The sequence below is a fragment of the Amycolatopsis sp. cmx-8-4 genome, from assembly GCF_046548675.1.
In the GTDB taxonomy this organism is placed as follows: domain Bacteria; phylum Actinomycetota; class Actinomycetes; order Mycobacteriales; family Pseudonocardiaceae; genus Amycolatopsis.
Genome location: NZ_JAEBDZ010000006.1, coordinates 173702 through 195291 on the forward strand (window position 1 = coordinate 173702; position 21590 = coordinate 195291).

Here is a 21590-nt window from a genome sequence, read left to right on the forward strand (position 1 = left end):
TCGGCGGTCACCTGTCCGGTGCAGACTTGGGGTACAGATGCTGTGGTCTGGCCTATTCGGTCGACGAATACAAGATGTGAGCGTGATGTGAGACGCTTGGAGCTATGAACCGCCTCGCCAGCGCGACCAGCCCGTACCTGCTCCAGCACGCGGAGAACCCGGTCGAGTGGTGGCAGTGGGGCGCGGACGCGCTCGCCGAAGCCCGCCGGCGGAACGTGCCCATCCTGCTTTCCGTGGGCTACGCCGCGTGCCACTGGTGTCACGTCATGGCGCACGAGTCGTTCGAGGACGCCGAAACCGCCGCCGTGATGAACGCGAACTTCGTCAACATCAAGGTCGACCGCGAGGAGCGGCCGGACATCGACGCCGTCTACATGGCCGCCACGCAGGCGATGACCGGGCAGGGCGGCTGGCCGATGACCTGCTTCCTCACCCCGGACGGCGAGCCGTTCCACTGCGGCACCTACTACCCGCCGACGCCGCGGCCGGGCATGCCGTCGTTCCGGCAGCTGCTCGGCGCCGTCAGCGAGGCGTGGGGTGAACGGCCCGACGAGCTGCTGGAGGGCGCGAAGCAGATCGTCGCGCACATCGCCGAGCAGACCGGGCCGCTGCAGGAGTCCATTGTGGACGAGGCCGTGCTCGCGGCCGCCGTCGAAAAGCTGCAGGGGGACGCCGATCCGGTCAACGGCGGGTTCGGCCGCGCGCCGAAGTTCCCGCCGTCGATGGTGCTGGAGTTCCTGCTGCGCCACTACGAGCGCACCGGCTCCGAGGCCGCGCTGTTCCTGGCGGACTCGACGGCGGAGGCGATGGCGCGCGGCGGGCTGTACGACCAGCTCGCCGGCGGCTTCGCGCGGTACTCCGTGGACGCCGAGTGGGTCGTGCCGCACTTCGAGAAGATGTTGTACGACAACGCGTTGCTCCTGCGCTTCTACGCCCACCTCGCGCGTCGCACCGGCTCGCGGACGGCGTCGCGCGTCGCCACCGGGACGGCCGAGTTCCTCGCCGCGGAGCTGCGGACACCTCAGGGTGGTTTCGCGTCGTCGCTGGACGCGGACACCGAAGGCGTCGAAGGCCTGACGTACGTCTGGACGCCGGCGCAGCTGCGCGAGGTGCTCGGCGACGAGGACGGCAAGGTGGCGGCCGACCTGTTCGGCGTCACGCCCGAGGGGACCTTCGAGGACGGCGCGTCGACGTTGCGCCTGCTCGCGGACACGCCGTTCGAGGACATCCGGTTCACGCTCCTCGACGAGCGCGCGAAGCGGCCGCAGCCGGGCCGGGACGACAAGGTGATCGCGTCCTGGAACGGCCTGGCGATCACGGCGCTGGCCGAGGCGGGCGTCGCGCTCGATCGTCCACAGTGGATCCAGTGGGCGGTCGACGCGGCCGAGCTGCTGCTGCGCGTCCACGTCGTCGACGGCCGCCTGCGCCGCAGCTCGCGCGACGGCGTCGTCGGCGAGTCGGCGGGCGTGCTGGAGGACTACGCCTGCGTCGCCGACGGTTTTCTGGCGCTGCACCAGGCCACGGGCGAGGCGAAGTGGCTCACCGAGGCGACCCGGCTGCTCGACCTGGCCCTGACGCACTTCGCGTCCCCGGACGTCCCGGGCGCGTACTTCGACACCGCCGACGACGCCGAGACGCTGGTCCAGCGCCCGGCCGACCCGGGTGACAACGCGAGCCCGGCCGGAGCGTCGGCGCTGGCCGGCGCGCTGCTGACGGCGTCCGCGCTCGCGGGCCACGAAAGCGCGTCGCGTTATCGCGAGGCCGCGGAGCAGGCGGTGCGCCGGGTCGGGGTGCTCGCCGGCCGGGCGCCGCGGTTCGCCGGGCACTGGCTGTCGGTCGCGGAGGCGATGCAGGCCGGTCCGGTGCAGGTCGCGGTGGTCGGCGCGGACCCGGCGTTGCGCCTCGCCGCAGCCCGCGGCGTCCACGGCGGCGGCATCGTGCTGGCGGGTCCCCCAGACGCCCCCGGCGTCCCGCTGCTGGCCGACCGCCCCCTGGTCGAGGGCGCCCCGGCCGCGTACGTCTGCCGCGGCTACGTCTGCGACCGCCCGGTCACCACCCCGGAAGCCCTCACCGCCCAGCTCTGACCCCCCGCAAGGATGCGACACCTTGTCACGAAAACCCGCACTTTCATAGGGAAAGATGCGTTTCGCCGTGGGTGAACGACGTCCATGTTCGCGTGTTTTCAGCGTAGCGTCGGTTGCGTTGTAATCATGTAATCGGAGGTGCGACATGGGACGAGGCTGGAAAGGCGGCGGCCGCGGCTGGCAGCAGGCCGAGGTGCCGTCGGCGGACGACGCGGCGGCCTGGTTCGGCGGGCGCCTGCCCGAGGGCTGGTTCACCGGTGCGCCGGAAGTCACGGTCGACCGGGAAGAGATCATCTTGGTCGGCGAGCTGCCGGCGTTGACCGAAGAGCACGCCGACGACGCGGCCCGCGCCGCGGCCGAGGACGGCCGGATCAGCCGGTTCCGCGAGGAGACGCGCGACGCGCGCATCGAGATCGCGCGCCAGGCCGAGCACCGCTACCAGCGGAAAGTCGCCTGGGGCGCCAAGCTCGGCGGCACGACCGCGCTGTTCACCACCCACTCGGCGCCGGTGATGACCCGGCTCCGCCAGCCGGAACGCCTGGTGCTCGACACGCTCGTCGACGCCGGCGTCGCGCGCTCGCGGTCGGAGGCGCTGGCCTGGGCCGTGCGCCTGGTCGGCGAGCACGCCGACAGCTGGCTCGGCGAGCTGCGAGAAGCCATGACCAAGGTCGACGACCTGCGTTCGAAGGGTCCCGACCTGGCCTGACAGGCGGTTGGCGTGTCGCCACACGGCGACACGCCAACCCCGGCGGCGAGTGGCGGGTGCTGCCCCCTCGGCGGCACCCGCCACTCACCGTCAGTCGGCGACCAGGATCGCCTTCCGGAACCCGAAGCCCGCCTCGCGCTGCCGGCGCACGACCCAGCGGCCCGGAGCGATGCCGGTCGCCCCGTGCTCCGGGTGCACGAGGTACACCGGCAGGGCGTTGCGCACCACCGCGATCGCGAGGTGCTCGGGGTCGCTCACCCAGGTCGTCAGCCGGCACGAGCCGTGGTCGGCGACGAGGGTGTGCGGGTTGTTGCCGTCTTCGCCGCGCACGAGTTCCACGCCCTCGTCGGGCAGCGGGCGCCAGCCCCGGGCGTCGACGCCGGTCATCTCCTGCGGGACGACGATCAGGTCGCCTTGGGCTTGCAGGCCGTCGATGACCGGCACGGCGACCTGCCGGTCGAGGTGGCCGAGGACGTCGAGTCCGGTGTGGTCGAGCAGTTCCGCGAGATACATGGGATCACCTATGGGGGTTCAGGTCCGACGGCTCAGCTGCGCGTACTGGGCTCCGCTGAGCCCGTACGTCCAGCCGGCGGCGTCGAGAGGATGGTCGAATCCGGCGGGGACGCGCAGTCCGTAACGACGGCGGGTGCCGTCGCGCTCGACGGAGCCGTTCACCGCCAGCAGCAAGCGCGCCGGGGCCCGCCACGGCTCCGGCCACGAGTCGTAGAGCAACAGTTCCGAGCCGGGGTTACCGGGATCGTCGGCGCGGGCGAGGAGCTGCAGGCCGGCGTCTTCGATGAACGCCGTCCAGCCCACGTGCTCGATCGCGCAGCGGCGCACTTCGACGTTGCGCTCGCCGGTGATCCGGTCCGCGGTGGGCGCGTCGATCACCCACGGCGGCACCCGCGTCCCGTGCCACGCGTGCACGGTCCAGCCGTCGGGGAACGCCATCGCCGGCCCGCTTCCGTTGTGCAGCCGGGCTTCGCCGTAGTCCGACGGCAGCCGCTCGGTGCGCACGACGAGCGGCCGTTCGGCGATGACGCAAACGTTTTCGCGGGGCCACCACCAGCCGCAGGACCGGGCGAGCGCGGCCCACAGCTCCAGCTGCGTGACGTCGTCGGCGGCGAATCGCACGCCGTCGACGCGCTGGTGGAGGTCGTAGTGCGCGACCCAGAGGCGTCCTGCTGGCCGTACCAGTGCAGCCCGGACGGCGTCGCGAGCTCGCCGCGCAGCGCTCCGGCGACGGCGTCCCGGATCGTCCGGCGCAGCGCAGGGGCGACACCGTTGTTGAGGAGTTCCCGCACGGACGCGCCGTCGCGTGGCGGATCAGGCCGCCGGTACCGGTCTCGCGCGGCCCCGATGTACTGGTCGAGCCGCTCGCGCAAGGACGTCACCAGCGTCGCTGTCCGCGCTTCGACCGGCAGGTCACCGCCGAGCGAAAGCGCTTGCGCGGGTGGGATCAGCGCGACGGCGGCCGCGGGCGAACTCACCCAGACGAACTCGGGTGGCGAGTGCCCGGCCAGCGCGTACAGCTCGCTGATGACGGCTTCCGCGGTCCCGCGCGCGGCGGGTTCGGTGCTCAGCGCGTGGCGCAGCCACTCATCGCGGATTTCGGGGACCCGGGAATCGTCGCCCGGGACGGGGATGCGGCGGGGTTCCCGCCGCGGGGTGCTCAACGCACCAGGGCGCGCACGCCCTTTCGAATCGACATGATCCGATGATTACAGGTGTTCCGTGGACCACGCAAGGGTGATCTGAACCTGCGGGATCCGCGCGGCTGGGGCACGCTGACTACTAACGAGTAGCAAGTACTTTTCGGAGGAAGCCGTGGACGTGCCCAATGTGCCCGCGAAGGTGGATCCGGACGCGCTGACCGCCGTCCTCGACGGCCGCTGGGCCGAGCTGCGCCGCGGCGTGCGCGCCGAGATGAGCGGCTCGGAGTTCCGTGACCCGATCGACCTCGACATCGAGGCCCACCGCGCCCAGGTGCTCGACCAGCTGCGCGCGCTCGCCGCGACCGACCGGCCCGGGCTGGGCTTCGACCCGGCCTACGGCGGGGGCGGCGACGTCGGCGGCTCGGTGACGTCGTTCGAGATGCTCGGCTTCGGCGACCTGTCGCTGATGGTGAAGGCCGGCGTCCAATGGGGACTGTTCGGCGGCGCCGTCCAGCTGCTGGGCACCGAGCGGCACCACGCGAAGTACCTGCGCGACACCATGACCCTCGACCTGCTCGGCTGCTTCGCGATGACCGAGCACGGCCACGGTTCCGACGTCCAGCACCTGCGGACCACGGCGACCTTTGTGGACGGTGGGTTCGTGATGAACACGCCGGACACCATGGCCAAGAAGGAGTACATCGGCAACGCGGCCCGCGACGGCCGGATGGCGGTGGTGTTCGCGCAGCTGGTCACCGGCGGCGAATCCCGCGGCGTGCACGCGTTCCTGGTGCCGATCCGGGACGAGGACGGCAATCCCGCGCCCGGAGTGTCCATCGAGGACTGCGGCCCGAAGGCGGGCCTGAACGGCGTCGACAACGGACGGCTGAGCTTCGACAACGTCCGCATCCCGCGTGAGGCCCTGCTGAACCGCTTCGGCGACGTCGACGGCAACGGCGCCTACTCGAGCCCGATCGAGAGTGACAGCCGCCGCTTCTTCACGATGCTGGGCGCGCTGATCCGCGGCCGGGTGAGCGTCGGCGGCAGCGCGGGCAGCGCGACGAAACGCGCGCTGGCGCTGGCCGTCCGCTACGGCGAGGTCCGCCACCAGTTCACGAAACCGGACGGCGACGAGGTCGTCATCCTCGACTACCTGGCGCACCAGCGGAAACTGCTGCCCGCGCTGGCGAAGACGTACGCGCTGCACTTCGCCCAGGAGGAGCTGGTCTCGAAGCTGCACGACATCGACTCGTCGGCGCCGGAGGAAGAACAGCGTGAGCTGGAGTCCCGAGCCGCGGGGCTGAAGGCCATGAACACCTGGCACGCTACGGCGACGATCCAGACCGCGCGCGAGGCGTGCGGCGGCTCGGGTTACCTCTCGGAGAACCTGCTGGCCGGGCTGAAGGCCGACACGGACGTCTTCACGACGTTCGAGGGCGACAACACGGTGCTGCTGCAGCTGGTCGCGAAGGGCCTGCTGACCAGCTTCAAGCAGGACTTCGAGGACCTGAGCCCGCTGGCGACGGCGCGCTTCTTCGCCGAGCAGGTGGTCAGCACGGTCCTGGAGCGCACGTCCGCCCGCAAGGCGTACGAGCGGCTCACCGAGGCGTCCGATTCGGACGTGTTCTTCCGCCGCGACTGGCAGCTCGGGCTGTTCGAGGACCGCGAGGAGCACGTCGTCGAAGGCTTGGTGAAGCGCTTGCGCAAGGCGGGCGACGACCCGTTCGGCGTGTTCAACGCGGCCCAGGACCACGTGCTGCGGGCCGGCCGGGTGCACGTCGAGCGCCTGATCCTTACGGCGTTCGCCAGGGCCGTCGAGCGCTGCGAGGACCCGGAGGCCCGCTCGGTGCTGGAGCGCGTCTGCGACCTGTACGCACTGTCGGCGATCGAAGAGGATCTGGCCTGGTTCCTGGGCCACGGCCGCCTTTCGGCGTCTCGCGGAAAGGCCGTGACGGCGGCGGTGAACAGCCTGTGCGCGGAGCTGCGGCCCCACGCGCGGACGCTGGTGGACGCGTTCGGGATCCCGGAGCAGTTCCTCCGCGCGCCGATGCTGACGTCCTGACCTGCTGCGGTACCGACGAAAAGGAGGCGGCGCGCGATGCGCGTCCGCCCCGGTTCCCGGCGTGACCCCGGGCGGCCGGCTTCGGGGAGCCGGCCGCCCGCTCAGGGTTACGACTTGCGGTGCTTGCCGTTGTCGTCGGTGACCTCGAACTGCTCCTTGCGGACCTTGCCGGACACCGTCTGGTCTTCGGTGACCGTCTCGGTCTTGAGGCGCGCCCGCTCGACGGCGACGGTTTCCTTGTTCACGACCGGCTTTTCGGCGTGCAGGATGATGTCCTGCTCGTCTTCGCCGATCTCGGCCCGCCCGCCGCGGCCGTCCTTGATCGGTTCGCGCTCGATGCGCACCTCTTCGTGGCTCACCGGCACGGTGATCTGCTGCTCTTCGGTGACGACGTACTTGCGCAGCCGCACGCGCCCGGTCTCGACCTGCTCGGTCCCGACGTTCAGCCGCTCCTCGGAGCGCGTCATGGTCCGGTCGTCGTCGCGGCCCAGCTTGTCGCGGCCGGCCTTGTCCCGGCCGTCCATCCCGGACCGGCCGTCCATTTCGGACCGTCGGCGGCCGGCGTCGCCCATGGCGGCCTGGCGGGTCCCCGCACTGTCCATTCTGGACTTCTCGCGGCCCGTACCCTTGCCCTGGGCCGCGCGGTCGTCCATCCGCCCGTCGGGCGACATCCGCGGCACCGGCAGGCCGTAGTGCTTGTAGAGCTGCGCGCTCTCCTCCGGCGAGAGGTGGCCGTCGGCGTCGATGCGGGGCGCGTCGGAGACGCTGTCCTTGTCGACCTGGACGTGCACGCCGTCATGGTCGGTGTGCGCACCGGAAAGCGGGACGAAGCTCTCCTTGGTCCCGAAGAGGCCGGTCTTCACCGTGATCCACTCCGGCTGGTGCGTCGCGTCGGCGAGGTAGACGTTGCCGACCTTCCCGAGCTTGTGGCCGTTCGGGTCGACGACGGCACTGTCGATGAGCTCCTGGGGCTGCATGGTCTTGGCCATCGCTGTGCTGCTCCTTCCACGCGTTGAGTGTGTCCGGGGCAACGGTCGGCCGTGGCCTTGATCACGGCAACCGTCGTGGTGTCCCTGTGGGTGACCCCCGAAGGTGCGGGTTTGAAGCACCGCCCGCAGGCTAAGTCCGAGGTATCGCCGCAGGTCAGGGCCGTGGCCAGGGACGCGATCCGCGGGTTCGGGGTTGGTGCGAAGGTGTGTAACCCCGGGCGGCTGGGAAAGACAGGGCATGGACGAGTGCGAAGTGATGTGGCGCGTCCCGGCCGACGCGGACGCCGTGATGCAGTTCGTCGGCTGGGACCACCCGTTGCCGGCGGTGGTGCTGAAGCTCGGCGAGGTGACGGTGACGCTCGCGCCGCCGCGCAACCGCGCGGAGGAGTCGGAGTTCGCGCGCTTCCTGGTCAAGCTCGCGGCGGCCGCGCGAGAGGCGGCGAGGCAGGTCGTGTGACCGGCACCACTGTCACAACCGCGCGCGCCGCTTCGTCAAGGTGCTGAAACCGCACGGCGAAAGGGAAACCATGGAAGCGCGCATCAACATGTTCGAGAACGAGGTCGCCGGCAAGTTCGTCAAGCGCCTGATCGCGGCGTCCCGCCCGGTCGAGGAGTCGACGCTCCCGAAGGCGACGCAGGAGCTGGTGAAGATCCGGGCCAGCCAGATCAACGGCTGCGGCGTCTGCCTGGACATGCACACGAAGGACGCGGCGCACCAAGGCGAGACGGCGTTGCGCCTGAACCTGGTGGCAGCGTGGCGCGAGGCAACGGTCTTCACCGAGGCAGAGCGCGCGGCGCTGGCCCTGGCGGAGGAGGGCACCCGCCTGGCGGACACCCACCACGGCGTCAGCGACAACACGTGGGCCGACGTCCGCAAGCACTACGACGACGAGCAGATCGGCGCGCTGATAGTCCTGGTGGCGACGATCAACGCCTGGAACAGGCTGAACGTGATCGCCCGCAACCCGGCGGGCGACTACGAGCCCGGAATGTGGAGCTGACCCGAGGAGGGGACTCTCGCGAGTCCCCTCCTCGCGCGTGCGTCAGGAGACGGTCTGCCCATCGAGCGACTCGCGCAGGATGTCCGCGTGCCCGGCGCTGCCGGCCGGAACGAGATGATCTGCTCCGGGTTCTACTCGACCGGCCGACGGAACCTCACCGAGACGGGTACTCCTGGATGCGGAGCTCCTCTGGCGACGGCACGCCGAGGCGGTCCATCACGGTCAGGCACATCCGGACCGCCTCCGTGGCGTCGTGGGTGATGCCGGGATCCACACGTCGATCCTCGACGACGATGAACCGTCTGTCACCGGCCGACCGCACCCATGGGCCGGGCACCCGATACTCGTCCGCGGTCGGTCGGAACGACATCCAGTACATCGACGTGAACGGGAACATCCGTCGCAGCCGCGGCTCCCGCATCGCAGCCTCGACGAACTCGTCCAGGTCGAACTTCTCGTGCGCGCGGTACCGCTGCCACATGAGTTCGATCCGGTCACCGCTGTCGTACGCGTCCGCGATGTCGACGAAGTCGGCGAACGGCCACGCGGCGGCCAGTTCCCGTGCGGTGGCGCCGCCGAGCCAGGTCGCAGCAGCTCCGGTGACCTCCGCCAGTTGGGTCGTGGACAGCCAGCTCAGGTAGGTCTCGTGCAGCATGTGCCGCACGCGGAACAGACGCTTGCCCTTGAATGGCATGACGGTCACGACGCGGTCGCGCCTGCTTACCGTGGCTACGAAGCCGCCGAAGGCGCCCGGAGCGTCCCTCATATCGATATCGCAGTCGGGACACGCGGCTCGGAGCAGGGCCTCGAGACCACCTGAGTCGACCAGGTCCTGGTACAGCGATTCCCCCATGCCACCCAAGTTACCTGTGGCGTTGGTCAGTTAGGCGTACATGGCCAACCAGATGGCGATGATCTGCTTCGGGGTTCTGCTCGACCTTGGCGCTCCTGCCTCTTAGGTTCGCTGAGCTGCGGTTTTGTCTGTCATCAGTTCTCGCGGGTGCTTGCCTCTTCCTGACCTCTGACGGCCTGGAGACGGCCTGGCGGACCCCAGCCACACTCTGCCCTGCATCCCGATACGAAGCCTCCACGCGGCCGGTGGTGCCGGGTCAAGACACGCTTCATCGTCTTGACGCGGTGCTACCGGCCGTTGTCACGATCAGGCTTCGGGATGGAGGTCTCTCACGACCCTGCGTAACAGAGATCGACTCACGAGCGACCCGAATGGCACCACCGCTCGTAGCTCGTCGAGGAGGCCGGGATGGGTCAGGGGACCCGTGTGCCGCCGCCGTGCGGCGCTGCGCCAGGTGACCCGCTGGCGGCCGCACCGCCCGGCCGGCGGGCGAAGCGGAGCGGCAGCCCGCCGTGTCGGAAGCGGATGCGGCCGCCAAAGCGAGGGGCTACATAGGCGACAGGCGCGCCGCCACCGGCGGCGCGCCCTTGATCCCATAGAGCCAAGTTCGGCAGTAGTTGATGCAAAACGGGCGTCGGAGTCAGTTGTAACGATTGGGGTACTACATGGCCGATCAGTCGGTGCACTTGAAGTTAAGCGGCCGCATCTCCTTCGAGGAGGATATTTCCTTAGGGGAGGCCACAAAGATAGTCGCCTTTATTGATGCTCTTCATTCGGGCGGGAATCCGGATGTCTCGCTTGATAATAATGGTGAGCAGGGGAAAGGTGTCGCATCATCGGGTGGCAGGCCGTCGCGAAACGAGTCCTTGACTCCCAGGGAAGCGATCGACGTTGCCGGCGCTAAAACAAATGGGGAGAAGATCGTTGCTCTTGCTGCAAATCTTCTGAACTCCCGGGATGGCGACACTTTTGAGATTGACGAGATCGGCCCCCTTTTCCAGAGTGCTCGAGAGCGTGTGCCAGCGAAAATTAATCGCGACCTAAGTGGCGCAATTGCGTCGGGGTGGGTTGCTGAAGCCGGCAAGTCGGGTGAGTACTTCCTGACGAAGCGAGTGGAAAATATTCTTGAGTCAGGATTCGCGGCTCTGCGCGCTAGGCGGACAGGTGGTGCAGTGAAGCCGAGGGCGACTGCCGCCAAGAAGACTCGCATAACGAGTGTGCCTGAAAACTTCGAAGGTGTCGATATCTGTGGGGTTCCTATGCCTGATATTCCTTCGTATGGGGCTATTAAAGTCAAGCGAGACAGACTCTTGTGGGCGACCAGGTTGGCCAAAGAGCTTGGCTTGGAAGGACTCTCAAATAAGGAGATTGTTTGGTTGACTGACAAATTGGGCGATGGAATCGTGACTAATGATGTAAATGGTAACTTCAAAGGGTTGCAGAAGTTGGGTTACATAAATAGATCTACGATCAACAACCTTGTAAGAATAACCGCCAAGGGTGAAGAATACCTGAAGGCGATGCCGATCAATGGCAAGTAATAAGTCGGGCCTTGAAGGGCTCCTTGGGCGGAGTACTGATCCAAAATTGGCTAGCCAACTCTTCGAGGAGGCAAGCAAACTTGAAGAAGCATTTGCTTTAAAAAAGTGGCAGTACACAGAGCTTGATGGTGGGAGGTTCGCCGAGGTCGCTGCGCGTATCGTATATGGCGTAGACTCGGGAAAATTCAACCTGGCAAAGGGTGTTGATGATTGTCTGAGGTATATCGAAAACTCAAACGCTTCACATTCAGTTTCCGGACGCTAAGAGCGCCAATCAGATTGCTTATATCATTCGATCGATATATAAACTTCGAAGCCAGCGTGGCGCTGTGCACGTTTCGCCAACGTACACGGCAAATGAGATTGATTCGAGGTTCGTGCTCGAGGGTGCAAGATGGGTGTTTGCTGAACTGTTAAGGGTGTTCGTCACGACGGATCAGGCGGCGCTGGTAGATGCGGTAGACGAGTTGTCGCGTTTCCCTCATCCGTTAATTCGCAGCTATGGCGGTCAGTCGCTAGTTCAATCTGTAAGGTTGACAACCGAAGAAGAAATTCTTGTTCACTTGATGCATGAGCGGTCTGGAATGACGCAATCGGACCTCCTAAGGGTTGTTCCTAAAGATGGTTCAGGTGTACGTCGTGCTATAAAGAATCTGACATCTGCGAAGAATCGTCAAATTGTCGCAGTTGATGCAAAATTGCAGATAACCGATCTGGGTATCAGTCGAATCGAGAACCGTCTAATTGAAGAAAATGAAAACATGTAGCTGTGCGGGCTTCATGGCCGCTAGGCGTCAGTGTTGGTCGTTGCGGGCCGAGGTTTGGAATCGCTGTTAGCCTGGGACCATGCGTGGTGCGGGTGATCAGCTCAGTATCGGTGAGCGGATCGCGTTCTACCGGCGGCGGCGTGGGCTGTCGCAGGCGGTTCTTGCTGACCTGGTGGGCCGTACCGAAGACTGGTTGAGCAAGATCGAGCGCGGTGAGCGGGACATTCGCCGCCTGGATGTGCTGGCCGACCTCGCGCGAGCGCTCCGGGTAACCCTTGGTGACCTGCTCGGCGAACCCGTGCTGATGGAAGAGCGGGATAAGCACGACGACGTTCCGGCGATACGGGATGCGTTGATGGCTCCCCGCCGGCTGTCGCGGACGCTGTTCTCCTCGGCCATGTCGCCCGAGTACATCGACCCGCAACCGGTCCGCCAACTGGTAGAAGGTGCTTGGTCGAGCTACCAAAAGGGTGACCTCGGGCGGGTCGTCACCGCACTGCCCGGGCTGATCAAGACGACGCAGGCGATGGAAGCGGCCTCGTCGGACGACGCCGAGTACAAGCGGACCTGTGCGGCTATCTCGGCGCGGGTGCACCACCTGGCCGCAACCACGCTCAGCAAGATTGGCGAAGCTGATCTCGCCTGGATCGCGGCGGAACGCGCCATGCAGGCTGCGGACGACTCCGATGATCCGCTGGTTCTGGCTTCGGCTGCCCGGTCGGGTACTCATGCGCTGCTGGCAGTGGGCCGGTTCGATGACGCGCTTGAGCTGGGTGACGTCGCGGCGAAGTGGCTGCTGCCCAGGATGGCCGAGGGTGATCCGGCCGCGCTGAGCCTGTACGGGATGCTCTACCTCCGCACGGCTGTCGCGGCGGCGCGACACCAGGACCGGAACACAGCGAACGACCTCCTTGGGCACGCGAAAACCGCCGCTGACCAGCTGGGTGTGGACGCCAACCACTGGCAGACCGGGTTCGGGCCGGCCAATGTGGAGCTCCACCGGCTGTCGGCCGCCCTGGACCTCGGCGACGTTAGTCAGGTGATCGAGACCGCGCCACGCGTGAACGTCGAACACTTGCCGGTGGAACGCCAGGTCACGCACCTGATCGACTTCGCCCGTGCGCTCAGCCTGCTTGCCAAGGACGACGATGCGTTTCAGGTCCTACTGCGGGCCGAGCAGAAGTCGCCGACCATTGTCCGGCACAACACGATGGTCCGGGAGGTCGTGCGGTCCATGTACCGGCGTGCCCCGGCCACGGCCAGTAAATCCTCGGCGCTGCTTGCGCTGGCTGAGCGCTGCGGCGCGGTGAGGTAGCCGCATGTCTCGTGTTCTCGGGCTGGTCGCCTCTGGGGCCGGCGGGGTTGAAGACCTGCTTCCGCGCCTGATCAAGCCTGCCCAGGACGCGGGCTGGACAGTCGCGGTCACCCTGACTCCCACCGCCAGCCGCTGGCTGGCCGAGACCGGGCAGCTTGACGAGATCGAGCAGGCCACTGGCTACCCGGTGCGGGTCGAGTCCCGGTCGCCATCGCAGAAGAGCCCGCACCCGGCTCCGACCTGCTACTTGGTGGCGCCAGCCTCGGCGAACATAGTGGCGAAGATGTCTCTCGGCATCGCCGACAACCAGGCGTTGACGCAGGTCAACGAGGCGATCGGGACGCTGAACCTGCCGGTGATCGTGTTTCCGCGCGTCAATGCAGCCCACGCGCGTCAGCCGTTCTGGACCATGCACATCGAGAACCTCAAGAGGGTCGGCGTGGACCTGCTCTACGGTGATGACGTCTGGCCGTTGCATGAACCGCGGTCTGCTCCTGGCCGGGATCTTCCCTGGTCAGCCATGCTGGACGCGATCGAGAAGGCCGTTCCGGCCGACCGCTAGAGCCGACCCGGACAGTTTGTCCGGGTGATCTTCCTTGCCCAGGTGTCTCCTGGTTTCAGCGCGCCCAATCGGACGCGCTCGAGCCGAGACATCGGGAGAGCACACATGGGCATGCACGTGGTGATTCAGCCCCTCGTCGGAGGCGTTGCCGTCGTGTCGCCTGCCCCTGGAGTCCGCCAGCTGGCGGCCGGGGGCGATGAAACCGCGATCATGATCCAGGTACCGGCTCGGATCGGCGGCTTGATGGACACCGCACGGTTCGCGCGGAGCCTCGCCGTGGCCGCGAACGAGTTCGGCGAGTGGTGCGAGACGCAGAACCGCACCCGCACCTACTCCTCTCCTGTCGGCGACCAGTGGTCGGAAGAGCGCGACTGAGCGCAAGAAACTCATACGAGCAAAGGGATTCAGCATGGCTATCGACAAAGGACACCGGTTCGGCATCGACTTCGACGACGCGTTCACGCAGGGCCTCGTCATGGTGGGCGAAGTGTCGCCGGGCAACGAGTATCAGTCGCGTGAGGACCGGGCTGCCAATCGTCCGGTGCGGCAGCGGGTTGACGAGGTGACCGGGAAGCGGCAGTGGAAGGTCATGGTCACCGACCCGGCTGAGACGCGGGCGAAGCGGGCCTCCTTTGAGATCACGCTTCTCGTCGACGTCCAGCCGCTGCCGACCACCTCGGAGGCGCTGCCCGGGATGCGGCCGATCGAGCTGGACGGGCTCACGGCGGAACCGCGTGTGGCTGGGCAGGGCGAGTTCGAGTCCTACGTGTTCCGCGCGACCGGGTTCAAGAAGGCCGCGAGCAAGGCGTCCCGGTCCGGTGAGACGCCGAAGGCCGCGTGACAAACACGGGCTTCCGCGAGCGGGTCGAGGCGTGGAAGCGGGCGTATCGGGACTGCATGGGAGCACGGCCGGGCGGTCTTGTCGCCTATGAGCGCCACCAACACGGCAGACGCTGCGAGGCGGGTGTCGCGGGCGTGGCACGAACTGGCGCAGGCGCGTGGGTTGCCGTGGTGGTGTGTGGCCGCGTTGGAGTCGGCGGCCGAGGGGTTCGCCGAGTTGGCAAGGGATTGGGCGAGTGAAGCAGGACACGGCAGTGATGGACGGACTGGGAGTGCGCTGGGCGGTGGGCCCGGGTATCGAGGTGACGGTGGAGGAGACCGGCCCGAATCGGTCAGCGCCGCCGGTTCTGGTGTTGGCCGGCGCGCCCTTCGTGCTGACGCTGGTCCCTCCGCAGGATCAGGAAGCGTGGCCGGAATGCGTGGCGTTCCTGCGCCAGCTCCGCGACCACGCCGAGGAACTGGCGGCGCTGCTGGAAGCCCGCGCGGGGAGGCGTGATCGTGCGGAAGGCTGAGCCGGAGACGCTGCGGGAGGCGCACGAGGTCGTGATGGATCGCCGGCCAGCGAACAACGCGAACCCGTCGGTGTGGCTGGCGTTCCGGCTCGGCAACGCGCGGCTGTACAGGGTGATCGCGGACGTCGACCGGGGTCATCACCACGAGGCGCTGTACTGGGCCGGGTACGAGGAGCGGCAGGCGGGTGAGATCTCGGCTGAATTCCAGGCGGAACGCAGGTCCACTGATCTGTCGCTTACGGACGCCCGACTGGAGCAAGAGGCCGCCGAGGGCTGAGGAAGAAAACTCCAGCTAGGCGTACATGGCCAGCCAGATCGCGATGTAGTGGCAAATCGCCGCCAACACGGTGCACGCGTGGAAGAACTCGTGGTATCCGAACGTGTCCGGCCAGTGGTTCGGCCACTTGAAGCCGTAGAACGCCGCTCCCAGTGTGTAGAACAGCCCGCCCACGCACAGCAGCACCAATGCCGCGACTCCCGCGTGGGACAGCAGTTCCGGGAAGACGAACACCGCCACGTAGCCCAGCGCGATGTAGATCGGCACGCCCAGCCAGCGCGGTGCGTGCGGCCACAGCATCTTCAGCGCCACGCCGAGGACCGCGCCGCCCCAGACGATCGAGAGGACCACGTAGCCCGTGGGCTTGGGCATCGCCAGCAGGGCGAACGGGGTGTACGTGCCCGCGATGAACAGGAAGATCATCGAGTGATCCGCCCGCTTCATCCACTTGTACGCGCGGGGGCTCCACAGCCGGCGGTGGTACAGCGCGCTCACGCCGAACAGGCCCAGGATCGTGAGGCCGTAGATCGATACCGCCAGGGTGGCGATCGCGGACACTGTGGACGCGGCCAGGGTGATCAGCGCGGCCGTCGCCGCGAGGGCGCCGAAGAACGTCCAGAAGTGGATGTGGCCCCGGAGACGGGGGCGCAGGTCCACTACGGGCTCTGAGGGTTCGGTCTGCACACTCACTCAACCAGGTTACGGGACCGTAGGTTCCCGGGCAGCGGTCAAGTCACGCGCCTCACACCGGGTGCGTACTCTTCCTCGACGTGAGTGTTCGCTCCTTCTTGTCCGACGTCGTGTACAGCGCCTACGGCAGGCGCCTCATCCAGCAAGCCCGCGGCCGGCATCCCCGGCACATCGCCATCATGCTCGACGGCAACCGCCGGTGGGCTCGGGAAGCGGGCTTCGCGGACGTCGCGGACGGCCATCGGGCCGGCGCGAAGAAGATCGCGGACTTCCTGAGCTGGTGCCACGAGGCCGACGTCGAGGTCGTCACCATGTGGCTGCTCTCGACCGACAACCTCAACCGCGACCCGGACGAGCTCACGCCGCTGCTGAAGATCATCACCGACGTCACCGACGAGCTCGCCGCGCCGGGCACGCAGTGGCGGCTCCGGATCGTCGGGGCGCTCGACCTGCTACCCGCCGAAGTCGCCAAGCGACTCAGCGAAGCCGCCGCCCGCACCGAGGGGCGCACCGGCATGGAGGTCAACGTCGCGGTCGGTTACGGCGGGCGCCAGGAAATCGCGGACGCCGTGCGCAAGCTGCTGCTCCACCACGCCGACGAAGGCACCAGCATTCACGAGCTGGCGAAAATCCTCGACGTCGACCACATCTCCGAGCACCTCTACACCTCGGGGCAGCCGGATCCGGATCTCATCATCCGCACTTCCGGAGAACAACGCCTTTCCGGATTCCTGCTCTGGCAGTCCGCGCATTCGGAATTCTGGTTCACCGAAGCTTATTGGCCGGCATTCCGCCGGGTCGACTTCCTGCGGGCGATCCGCGACTACGCCTGGCGGCACCGCCGGTTCGGTTCCTGAACACCCCTGACACGGCGAAAGGCCCCGGAGCGGACTCCGGGGCCTTTCGCGCGACCTGACTCAGTGGTGGTGCTCCAGCGAGTGCAGCACCAGCGCCGGCGAGGTCAGCACACCGGCGTAGGCGCCGGCGACCAGGGACGCCGCACCGTAGCCGAGCGCGCCGCCACCCTCGATGAACGTGGCGTAGGCGTCGCCGAACGACGGGTCCGGGGTGTAGCCGTGGTCGTCCGTCGTGGCGGCGAACGCGGTGCTGCCGATCATCATGAGGCCCGCAGCGGTGGCGGCCACGAAACCAGCCTTCTTCAGCACTTCGCACACTCCTAGGTAGAACTGTTGGGATCCGGGGCACCGGAGGACCGGTGGTGTGTCCCGCAGTCAAAAAATTACTCGCTTATCGGGCTTCTCGTACGTCTTGTACGCCCATTGTGTGAGCCCGATGCAGGGCCTTTCACTCGGTACGGTTCTCTCTTCGCTACGCAAAATGCATTCCTCAACCGAACGTGGTAGAACCCCGAAGCCGATCTTGTAAATACGCCGAGTCAGTGAGTTGACCAAGATCATCCGGGCGGGTGGGTATCGATAGAGACGGCGACTACTCAGAGCCACCGTCACCAGGCGTTGATGTCGGACGACCGACAGTGAGGTGACGATCCGGCGAATCACCGGGTTGGCTTCCTGCGCGATCACCGATTCGTAGGTACCTTCCGAGTTGAGGGCACGCGATCCGTGCGGGTCCTCGCGGGAGGCCCTGGTCGTGACGGTGATCGAGGGGGCGGCACAGCCGCCCACGAGACGCACGAGGGGGCCGGCACCCGGCCCTCGTGGCCGCGCCGCCTGACAGCTCGTCAGGCGGAGTGGTCCAGCCAGGGAGGTGCCCGGCCCAGCGAGTGCGGGCGTGAGGTGCACACGCCCTCGAGGGAGATGCCGTCGTGACTGCGCAGCGTTTACCCCGCAAGGCCTCTGGCCGTTCTTCGACCGGTGCCGTTCCTGGCCCGGAGAAAGCCTCGACCTCCCCACAAACCCAGCAGCACATGTACGTGCTCGACACGTCGGTCCTTCTTTCGGACCCGTGGGCGGTGACCCGGTTCGCCGAACACGCAGTCGTGCTTCCGCTGGTCGTCATCAGTGAACTGGAGGCGAAGCGCCACCACCCGGAGCTGGGCTGGTTCGCCCGGGAATCCCTGCGCATGCTCGACGACCTGCGCCGGCAGCACGGCAGGCTCGACGCGCCGCTCCCCATCGGGGACCACGGCGGCACGCTGCAGGTGGAGCTGAACCACTCGGACCCGACGGTGCTCCCGATCGGGTTCCGCACGGACTCCAACGACCACCGGATCCTCGCCTGCGCGCTCAACCTGGCGGCGGAGTTCCCGGCGGTCACGCTGGTGACCAAGGACATCCCGCTGCGGGTCAAGGCCGGGGCCGTGGGTCTCGAGGCGGACGAGTACCGCGCGCAGGACGTCACGCCGTCGGGCTGGACGGGCATGGCGGACGTCGACGTCGAGCACGACGTGCTGGACACGCTCTTCAGCGGCGGCACCGTCGACCCGGTCGAGTACGGCCTGGACGAGCTCGCCGAGCTGCCCTGCCACACCGGGCTGCGGCTGCTCGCGGGCAGCTCCAGCGGGCTCGGGCGGATCACGGCCGACAAGCGCATCCGGCTGATCCGGGGCGACCGCGAGGCGTTCGGCCTGCACGGCCGCAGCGCCGAGCAGCGCATCGCGCTCGACCTGCTGCTCGACGCCGACGTCGGCATCGTCTCCCTCGGCGGTCGCGCCGGCACCGGCAAGTCGGCGCTCGCGCTGTGCGCCGGGCTCGAAGCCGTGATGGAACGCCGGCAGCACCGCAAGGTCGTGGTGTTCCGGCCGGTCTACGCGGTCGGCGGCCAGGACCTCGGCTACCTGCCCGGGTCCGAGAGCGAGAAGATGCAGCCCTGGGCGCAGGCGGTGTTCGACACCCTCGGCGCGCTGGTCAGCCAGGAAGTCCTGGACGAGGTGTTCGACCGCGGCATGCTCGAGGTGCTGCCGCTGACGCACATCCGCGGCCGCTCGCTGCACGACGCGTTCGTCATCGTCGACGAGGCGCAGTCACTGGAGCGCAACGTCCTGCTGACGGTGCTCTCCCGCCTCGGCACGGCGTCGCGCGTGGTGCTCACCCACGACGTCGCCCAGCGCGACAACCTGCGGGTCGGACGGCACGACGGCGTCTCGGCGGTGATCGAGAAGCTCAAGGGGCACCCGCTCTTCGCGCACGTCACGCTGACGCGCTCGGAGCGCTCGCCGATCGCCGCCCTGGTCACCGAGATGCTGGAGGACCACGGCTGAGCTTAAAGTGCCGTGAGGGGCACCTTCAGGGACAAATAAGCCCTGAAGGTGCCCCTCACGGCGTTTACCAGCCCGAGGGGAGCGGACGGCCCTCCGCGAAGCCGGCCGCCGACTGGACGCCCAGCAGGGCCCGCTCGTGGAACTGCTCCAGGGTGCGCGCGCCCGCGTAGGTGCACGAGGACCGAACGCCGGAGCCGATCGAGTCCAGCAGGTCCTCCACGCTCGGGCGCGCCGGGTCGAGGGACATCCGCGACGACGAGATGCCCTCCTCGAACAGCGCCTTGCGCGCGCGGTCGAACGAGCCGTCCGTGCGGGTCCGCGCGCCCACCGCGCGCTTCGACGCCATGCCGAACGACTCCTTGTAGGGCCGGCCCTGCTCGTCGAACCGCAGGTCACCGGGGGATTCGTAGGTGCCGGCGAACCACGAGCCGACCATCGCCGCAGACGCGCCCGCGGCCAGCGCCAGCGCGACGTCGCGCGGGTGGCGGACGCCGCCGTCGGCCCAGACGTGCTTGCCCAGCTCGCGCGCGGCGGCCGCGCATTCGGCGACGGCGGAGAACTGCGGGCGGCCGACGCCGGTCATCATCCGGGTCGTGCACATCGCGCCCGGCCCGACGCCGACCTTGACGACGTCCGCGCCGGCCTGGATCAGGTCGCGCGTGCCCTCGGCGGTGACCACGTTCCCGGCGACCACCGGGACCTGCGGCGACACCGACCGGACGGCCTTCAGCGCGGCGATCATCTTCTCCTGGTGGCCGTGCGCGGTGTCGACGACGAGCACGTCGACGCCCGCCTCCAGCACGGCCGCGGCCTTCGCCGCGACGTCGCCGTTGACCCCGACGGCGGCCGCGACGCGCAGCTTGCCGCCGTCGTCGACCGCCGGGGTGTAGATGCCGGCGCGCAGCGCGCCGACCGCGGTCAGCACGCCCGCGAGCTTGCCGTCGGCGTCGAGGCCCAGCGCCAGGTGGGCACCCTGGGCGTGCAGCAGCTCGAAGACGTGCCGCGGCGGCGTGTCCAGCGGGACGACGGCGGTCGGCGGCTGCGCGACGTCGGCGAGCCGCGCGAAGCGGTCGACGTTCGCGCACGCCGCTTCGGTGACGATGCCGGTCGGGCGGCCTTCGCCGTCCACGACCACGACGGCGCCGTGGGAGCGCTTGTGGACCAGGTTGAGGGCGTCGGCGACGGCGTCACCGCCGGTCAGCACCAGGGGCGTGTCCCAGACGGTGTGGCGGCTCTTGACCCAGCCGACGATGTCGGCGACGGCCGCGCTGTCGACGTCCTGGGGCAGCACCACCAGGCCGCCGCGGCGGGCGACAGTCTCGGCCATCCGGCGGCCGGCGACGGCGGTCATGTTCGCCACGACGATCGGGATGGTGGCGCCGGTGCCGTCCGCGGTGGACAGGTCGACGTCGAAGCGGGACTCCACGTCCGAACGGTTCGGCAACAGGAACACGTCGTCGTAGGTCAGGTCGTGGGCGGGCCGGTGGCCGTCGAGGAAACGCACGAGTCCCCAGGCTACGTGGCTCGGTGGGAGACGGCGAACGCGGCCGGGTGCGTGGGAGGATCGGGGCATGAGCCGCCGCGACCGGAACGCCGAGGGACGCGCACGCAACGCACGGCCACGCGACGGCCTCGGCCGCCCGCTGCCGTACGGCGCCGACGGCGTCGAGCGCCAGCCGGAAGGCGTCGTCCGGACCCCGGCGCAAACGCTTGCGGAGGCCCAGCACCTGCTCGACGACGGCAAGCCGTTCCACGCGCACGAGGTGTTCGAGGACGCCTGGAAGACGTCGGACGGCCCGGACCGCGAGCTGTGGCGCGGCCTCGCGCAGCTGGCGGTCGGCCTGACGCACGCGGCGCGCGGCAACACCTCCGGTGCGGCGTCGCTGCTGGAGCGCGGCGCGGCGACCATCGAGCCGTTCCGGCGCGAGCCGCCGCACGGGATCGACGTCGCCGGGCTGCAGCGGTGGGCGCGGGACCTGGTGGCAGAGGCGCAGCAGCGGGTCCGGGTGGAGCCCGTCCCGCCGCGGCTGACGTGCTGACCGCCCTGGGAGCCGCGGTCATCGCGGCGGTGGCGTCGCTGGTCGGCGTGACGCTGGGGGCGCTGCTCGAGCCGCTGAAGCTCAACGCGGCCCGGCGCGCGAAGCAGCGTCAGGACCGTGCCGATCGCTGCGCCGGGATGATCGAGGCCGCGACGCGATCGCGGAAACATCTCCTCGACCTCAATTTGCTCCACCGCCGCAAGTCGCTTGGCAAACCTGGGAAAGCTGATGCCCAGCGTGAGATCGACTTCGAGGATGCTTACTCCGCTGCTCGTTCGGAGATGCGCACATTCTTCGGGCTACTGGTGATGAGCGGGCCCGACGAGCTGGTAGAGCAAGCCAAGGCTCTTCGAGGGAAGGCTGAGGAGCTATACCACACTCGATTCGAACTTGACGCAGGCGGAACTCTAATACCGATGAGCCCACCCGAGCCGGTGCGGACAGCAGCTAGTGAGTTCGCCCGGGCGATCGAGGAGTTCGCCCTCGTCGCCCGGAAACACACTTCCTGAGACGGCA

At 68.2% G+C, this 21590-nt stretch carries 24 protein-coding genes; 17 read left to right on the top strand and 7 right to left on the bottom strand.

All coding sequences use genetic code 11. The annotated features are described in order from the left end of the window. Positions 1–104: 104 nt before the first annotated feature. Positions 105–2084 (top strand): thioredoxin domain-containing protein, encoded by a 1980-nt coding sequence (locus ACLJQZ_RS14765; RefSeq protein ID WP_410620567.1) that lies wholly within the window; start codon positions 105–107, stop codon positions 2082–2084. Between the two features lie 145 nt (positions 2085–2229). Then, positions 2230–2790 (top strand): hypothetical protein, encoded by a 561-nt coding sequence (locus ACLJQZ_RS14770; protein ID WP_410620568.1) that lies wholly within the window; start codon positions 2230–2232, stop codon positions 2788–2790. Positions 2791–2880: 90 nt separating this feature from the next. Here the strand turns inward: ACLJQZ_RS14770 and ACLJQZ_RS14775 are convergent, their stop codons facing one another. Further along, positions 2881–3303, bottom strand: coding sequence for a hypothetical protein (locus ACLJQZ_RS14775; RefSeq protein WP_410620569.1), 423 nt, complete (start codon positions 3301–3303; stop codon positions 2881–2883). An 18-nt stretch (positions 3304–3321) separates the two neighbouring features. Beyond that, on the bottom strand, positions 3322–3924 hold the full coding sequence (locus ACLJQZ_RS14780; protein ID WP_410620570.1) for a DUF6745 domain-containing protein: 603 nt from the start codon (positions 3922–3924) through the stop codon (positions 3322–3324). A 693-nt stretch (positions 3925–4617) separates the two neighbouring features. Between ACLJQZ_RS14780 and ACLJQZ_RS14785 the strand changes: the two genes are divergently transcribed. Further along, the gene (locus ACLJQZ_RS14785) at positions 4618–6507 is read left to right on the top strand and encodes an acyl-CoA dehydrogenase (protein ID WP_410620571.1); all 1890 of its coding nucleotides are present in this window, start codon (positions 4618–4620) and stop codon (positions 6505–6507) included. A gap of 107 nt (positions 6508–6614) precedes the next feature. On the opposite strand, the gene ACLJQZ_RS14790 is transcribed toward ACLJQZ_RS14785, so the two are convergent. Beyond that, a complete protein-coding gene (locus ACLJQZ_RS14790; protein ID WP_410620572.1) occupies positions 6615–7496 on the bottom strand; it encodes a DUF2382 domain-containing protein in 882 nt (293 codons plus the stop codon). A gap of 238 nt (positions 7497–7734) precedes the next feature. Here ACLJQZ_RS14790 and ACLJQZ_RS14795 point away from each other — a divergent pair, with 238 nt between their 5' ends. Continuing rightward, positions 7735–7953, top strand: coding sequence for a hypothetical protein (locus ACLJQZ_RS14795; RefSeq protein WP_247057662.1), 219 nt, complete (start codon positions 7735–7737; stop codon positions 7951–7953). 70 nt (positions 7954–8023) lie between these two features. Then, a complete protein-coding gene (locus ACLJQZ_RS14800) occupies positions 8024–8497 on the top strand; it encodes a carboxymuconolactone decarboxylase family protein (RefSeq protein ID WP_410620573.1) in 474 nt (157 codons plus the stop codon). Positions 8498–8651: 154 nt separating this feature from the next. Here the strand turns inward: ACLJQZ_RS14800 and ACLJQZ_RS14805 are convergent, their stop codons facing one another. Next, on the bottom strand, positions 8652–9191 hold the full coding sequence (locus ACLJQZ_RS14805) for a DUF6193 family natural product biosynthesis protein (protein ID WP_410620803.1): 540 nt from the start codon (positions 9189–9191) through the stop codon (positions 8652–8654). An 824-nt stretch (positions 9192–10015) separates the two neighbouring features. Here ACLJQZ_RS14805 and ACLJQZ_RS14810 point away from each other — a divergent pair. From ACLJQZ_RS14810 to ACLJQZ_RS14845, 8 genes are all read left to right on the top strand, one after another. Beyond that, positions 10016–10891, top strand: a complete 876-nt coding sequence (locus ACLJQZ_RS14810) for a hypothetical protein (RefSeq protein ID WP_410620574.1) — start codon at positions 10016–10018, stop codon at positions 10889–10891. A 398-nt stretch (positions 10892–11289) separates the two neighbouring features. Continuing rightward, complete coding sequence (locus ACLJQZ_RS14815; RefSeq protein ID WP_410620575.1) at positions 11290–11658, top strand: hypothetical protein; 369 nt, start codon at positions 11290–11292, stop codon at positions 11656–11658. Between the two features lie 79 nt (positions 11659–11737). Then, the gene (locus ACLJQZ_RS14820; RefSeq protein ID WP_410620576.1) at positions 11738–12973 is read left to right on the top strand and encodes a helix-turn-helix domain-containing protein; all 1236 of its coding nucleotides are present in this window, start codon (positions 11738–11740) and stop codon (positions 12971–12973) included. 4 nt (positions 12974–12977) lie between these two features. After that, complete coding sequence (locus ACLJQZ_RS14825) at positions 12978–13535, top strand: flavoprotein (protein WP_410620577.1); 558 nt, start codon at positions 12978–12980, stop codon at positions 13533–13535. Between the two features lie 105 nt (positions 13536–13640). Continuing rightward, positions 13641–13910, top strand: a complete 270-nt coding sequence (locus tag ACLJQZ_RS14830) for a hypothetical protein (RefSeq protein WP_410620578.1) — start codon at positions 13641–13643, stop codon at positions 13908–13910. A gap of 34 nt (positions 13911–13944) precedes the next feature. Beyond that, a complete protein-coding gene (locus ACLJQZ_RS14835; RefSeq protein WP_410620579.1) occupies positions 13945–14376 on the top strand; it encodes a hypothetical protein in 432 nt (143 codons plus the stop codon). 235 nt (positions 14377–14611) lie between these two features. Beyond that, complete coding sequence (locus tag ACLJQZ_RS14840; RefSeq protein WP_410620580.1) at positions 14612–14887, top strand: hypothetical protein; 276 nt, start codon at positions 14612–14614, stop codon at positions 14885–14887. Then, positions 14868–15164 (top strand): AMED_5909 family protein, encoded by a 297-nt coding sequence (locus ACLJQZ_RS14845; RefSeq protein ID WP_410620581.1) that lies wholly within the window; start codon positions 14868–14870, stop codon positions 15162–15164. The genes ACLJQZ_RS14840 and ACLJQZ_RS14845 overlap by 20 nt, the downstream gene beginning before the upstream one ends. 15 nt (positions 15165–15179) lie before the next feature. On the opposite strand, the gene trhA is transcribed toward ACLJQZ_RS14845, so the two are convergent. Continuing rightward, positions 15180–15854, bottom strand: a complete 675-nt coding sequence (gene trhA / locus ACLJQZ_RS14850; protein ID WP_410620582.1) for a PAQR family membrane homeostasis protein TrhA — start codon at positions 15852–15854, stop codon at positions 15180–15182. Between the two features lie 80 nt (positions 15855–15934). On the opposite strand from trhA, the gene ACLJQZ_RS14855 reads away from it, so the two are divergent. Next, complete coding sequence (locus tag ACLJQZ_RS14855) at positions 15935–16711, top strand: isoprenyl transferase (RefSeq protein ID WP_256475555.1); 777 nt, start codon at positions 15935–15937, stop codon at positions 16709–16711. 60 nt (positions 16712–16771) lie between these two features. Here ACLJQZ_RS14855 and ACLJQZ_RS14860 read toward each other — a convergent pair whose 3' ends face one another. Beyond that, positions 16772–17020, bottom strand: coding sequence for a hypothetical protein (locus ACLJQZ_RS14860; RefSeq protein WP_410620583.1), 249 nt, complete (start codon positions 17018–17020; stop codon positions 16772–16774). A gap of 722 nt (positions 17021–17742) precedes the next feature. Between ACLJQZ_RS14860 and ACLJQZ_RS14865 the strand changes: the two genes are divergently transcribed. Continuing rightward, positions 17743–19035 carry a PhoH family protein gene (locus tag ACLJQZ_RS14865; RefSeq protein ID WP_410620584.1) on the top strand — a complete coding sequence of 431 codons (1293 nt, stop codon included), beginning with the start codon at positions 17743–17745 and terminating at the stop codon, positions 19033–19035. A gap of 64 nt (positions 19036–19099) precedes the next feature. Here ACLJQZ_RS14865 and ACLJQZ_RS14870 read toward each other — a convergent pair whose 3' ends face one another. Then, complete coding sequence (locus ACLJQZ_RS14870; protein WP_410620585.1) at positions 19100–20539, bottom strand: GuaB1 family IMP dehydrogenase-related protein; 1440 nt, start codon at positions 20537–20539, stop codon at positions 19100–19102. 67 nt (positions 20540–20606) lie between these two features. Here ACLJQZ_RS14870 and ACLJQZ_RS14875 point away from each other — a divergent pair, with 67 nt between their 5' ends. Together ACLJQZ_RS14875 and ACLJQZ_RS14880 are read left to right on the top strand one after the other, a co-directional pair. Then, the gene (locus ACLJQZ_RS14875) at positions 20607–21074 is read left to right on the top strand and encodes a DUF309 domain-containing protein (protein ID WP_410620586.1); all 468 of its coding nucleotides are present in this window, start codon (positions 20607–20609) and stop codon (positions 21072–21074) included. Then, on the top strand, positions 21068–21583 hold the full coding sequence (locus tag ACLJQZ_RS14880; protein WP_410620587.1) for a hypothetical protein: 516 nt from the start codon (positions 21068–21070) through the stop codon (positions 21581–21583). Before ACLJQZ_RS14875 ends, ACLJQZ_RS14880 begins: the two co-directional genes overlap by 7 nt. The last annotated feature ends 7 nt before the right edge of the window (positions 21584–21590 follow it).

Coding starts and splice junctions, on each gene's coding strand:
- ACLJQZ_RS14805 (WP_410620803.1), bottom strand. CDS start 9,191: ATGCCATTCAAGGGCAAGCGTCTGTTCCGCGTGCGGCACATGCTGCAC.
- ACLJQZ_RS14820 (WP_410620576.1), top strand. CDS start 11,738: ATGCGTGGTGCGGGTGATCAGCTCAGTATCGGTGAGCGGATCGCGTTC.
- ACLJQZ_RS14765 (WP_410620567.1), top strand. CDS start 105: ATGAACCGCCTCGCCAGCGCGACCAGCCCGTACCTGCTCCAGCACGCG.
- ACLJQZ_RS14865 (WP_410620584.1), top strand. CDS start 17,743: ATGTACGTGCTCGACACGTCGGTCCTTCTTTCGGACCCGTGGGCGGTG.
- ACLJQZ_RS14770 (WP_410620568.1), top strand. CDS start 2,230: ATGGGACGAGGCTGGAAAGGCGGCGGCCGCGGCTGGCAGCAGGCCGAG.
- ACLJQZ_RS14810 (WP_410620574.1), top strand. CDS start 10,016: ATGGCCGATCAGTCGGTGCACTTGAAGTTAAGCGGCCGCATCTCCTTC.
- ACLJQZ_RS14775 (WP_410620569.1), bottom strand. CDS start 3,303: ATGTATCTCGCGGAACTGCTCGACCACACCGGACTCGACGTCCTCGGC.
- ACLJQZ_RS14825 (WP_410620577.1), top strand. CDS start 12,978: ATGTCTCGTGTTCTCGGGCTGGTCGCCTCTGGGGCCGGCGGGGTTGAA.
- ACLJQZ_RS14795 (WP_247057662.1), top strand. CDS start 7,735: ATGGACGAGTGCGAAGTGATGTGGCGCGTCCCGGCCGACGCGGACGCC.
- ACLJQZ_RS14875 (WP_410620586.1), top strand. CDS start 20,607: ATGAGCCGCCGCGACCGGAACGCCGAGGGACGCGCACGCAACGCACGG.
- ACLJQZ_RS14790 (WP_410620572.1), bottom strand. CDS start 7,496: ATGGCCAAGACCATGCAGCCCCAGGAGCTCATCGACAGTGCCGTCGTC.
- ACLJQZ_RS14830 (WP_410620578.1), top strand. CDS start 13,641: ATGGGCATGCACGTGGTGATTCAGCCCCTCGTCGGAGGCGTTGCCGTC.
- ACLJQZ_RS14800 (WP_410620573.1), top strand. CDS start 8,024: ATGGAAGCGCGCATCAACATGTTCGAGAACGAGGTCGCCGGCAAGTTC.
- ACLJQZ_RS14835 (WP_410620579.1), top strand. CDS start 13,945: ATGGCTATCGACAAAGGACACCGGTTCGGCATCGACTTCGACGACGCG.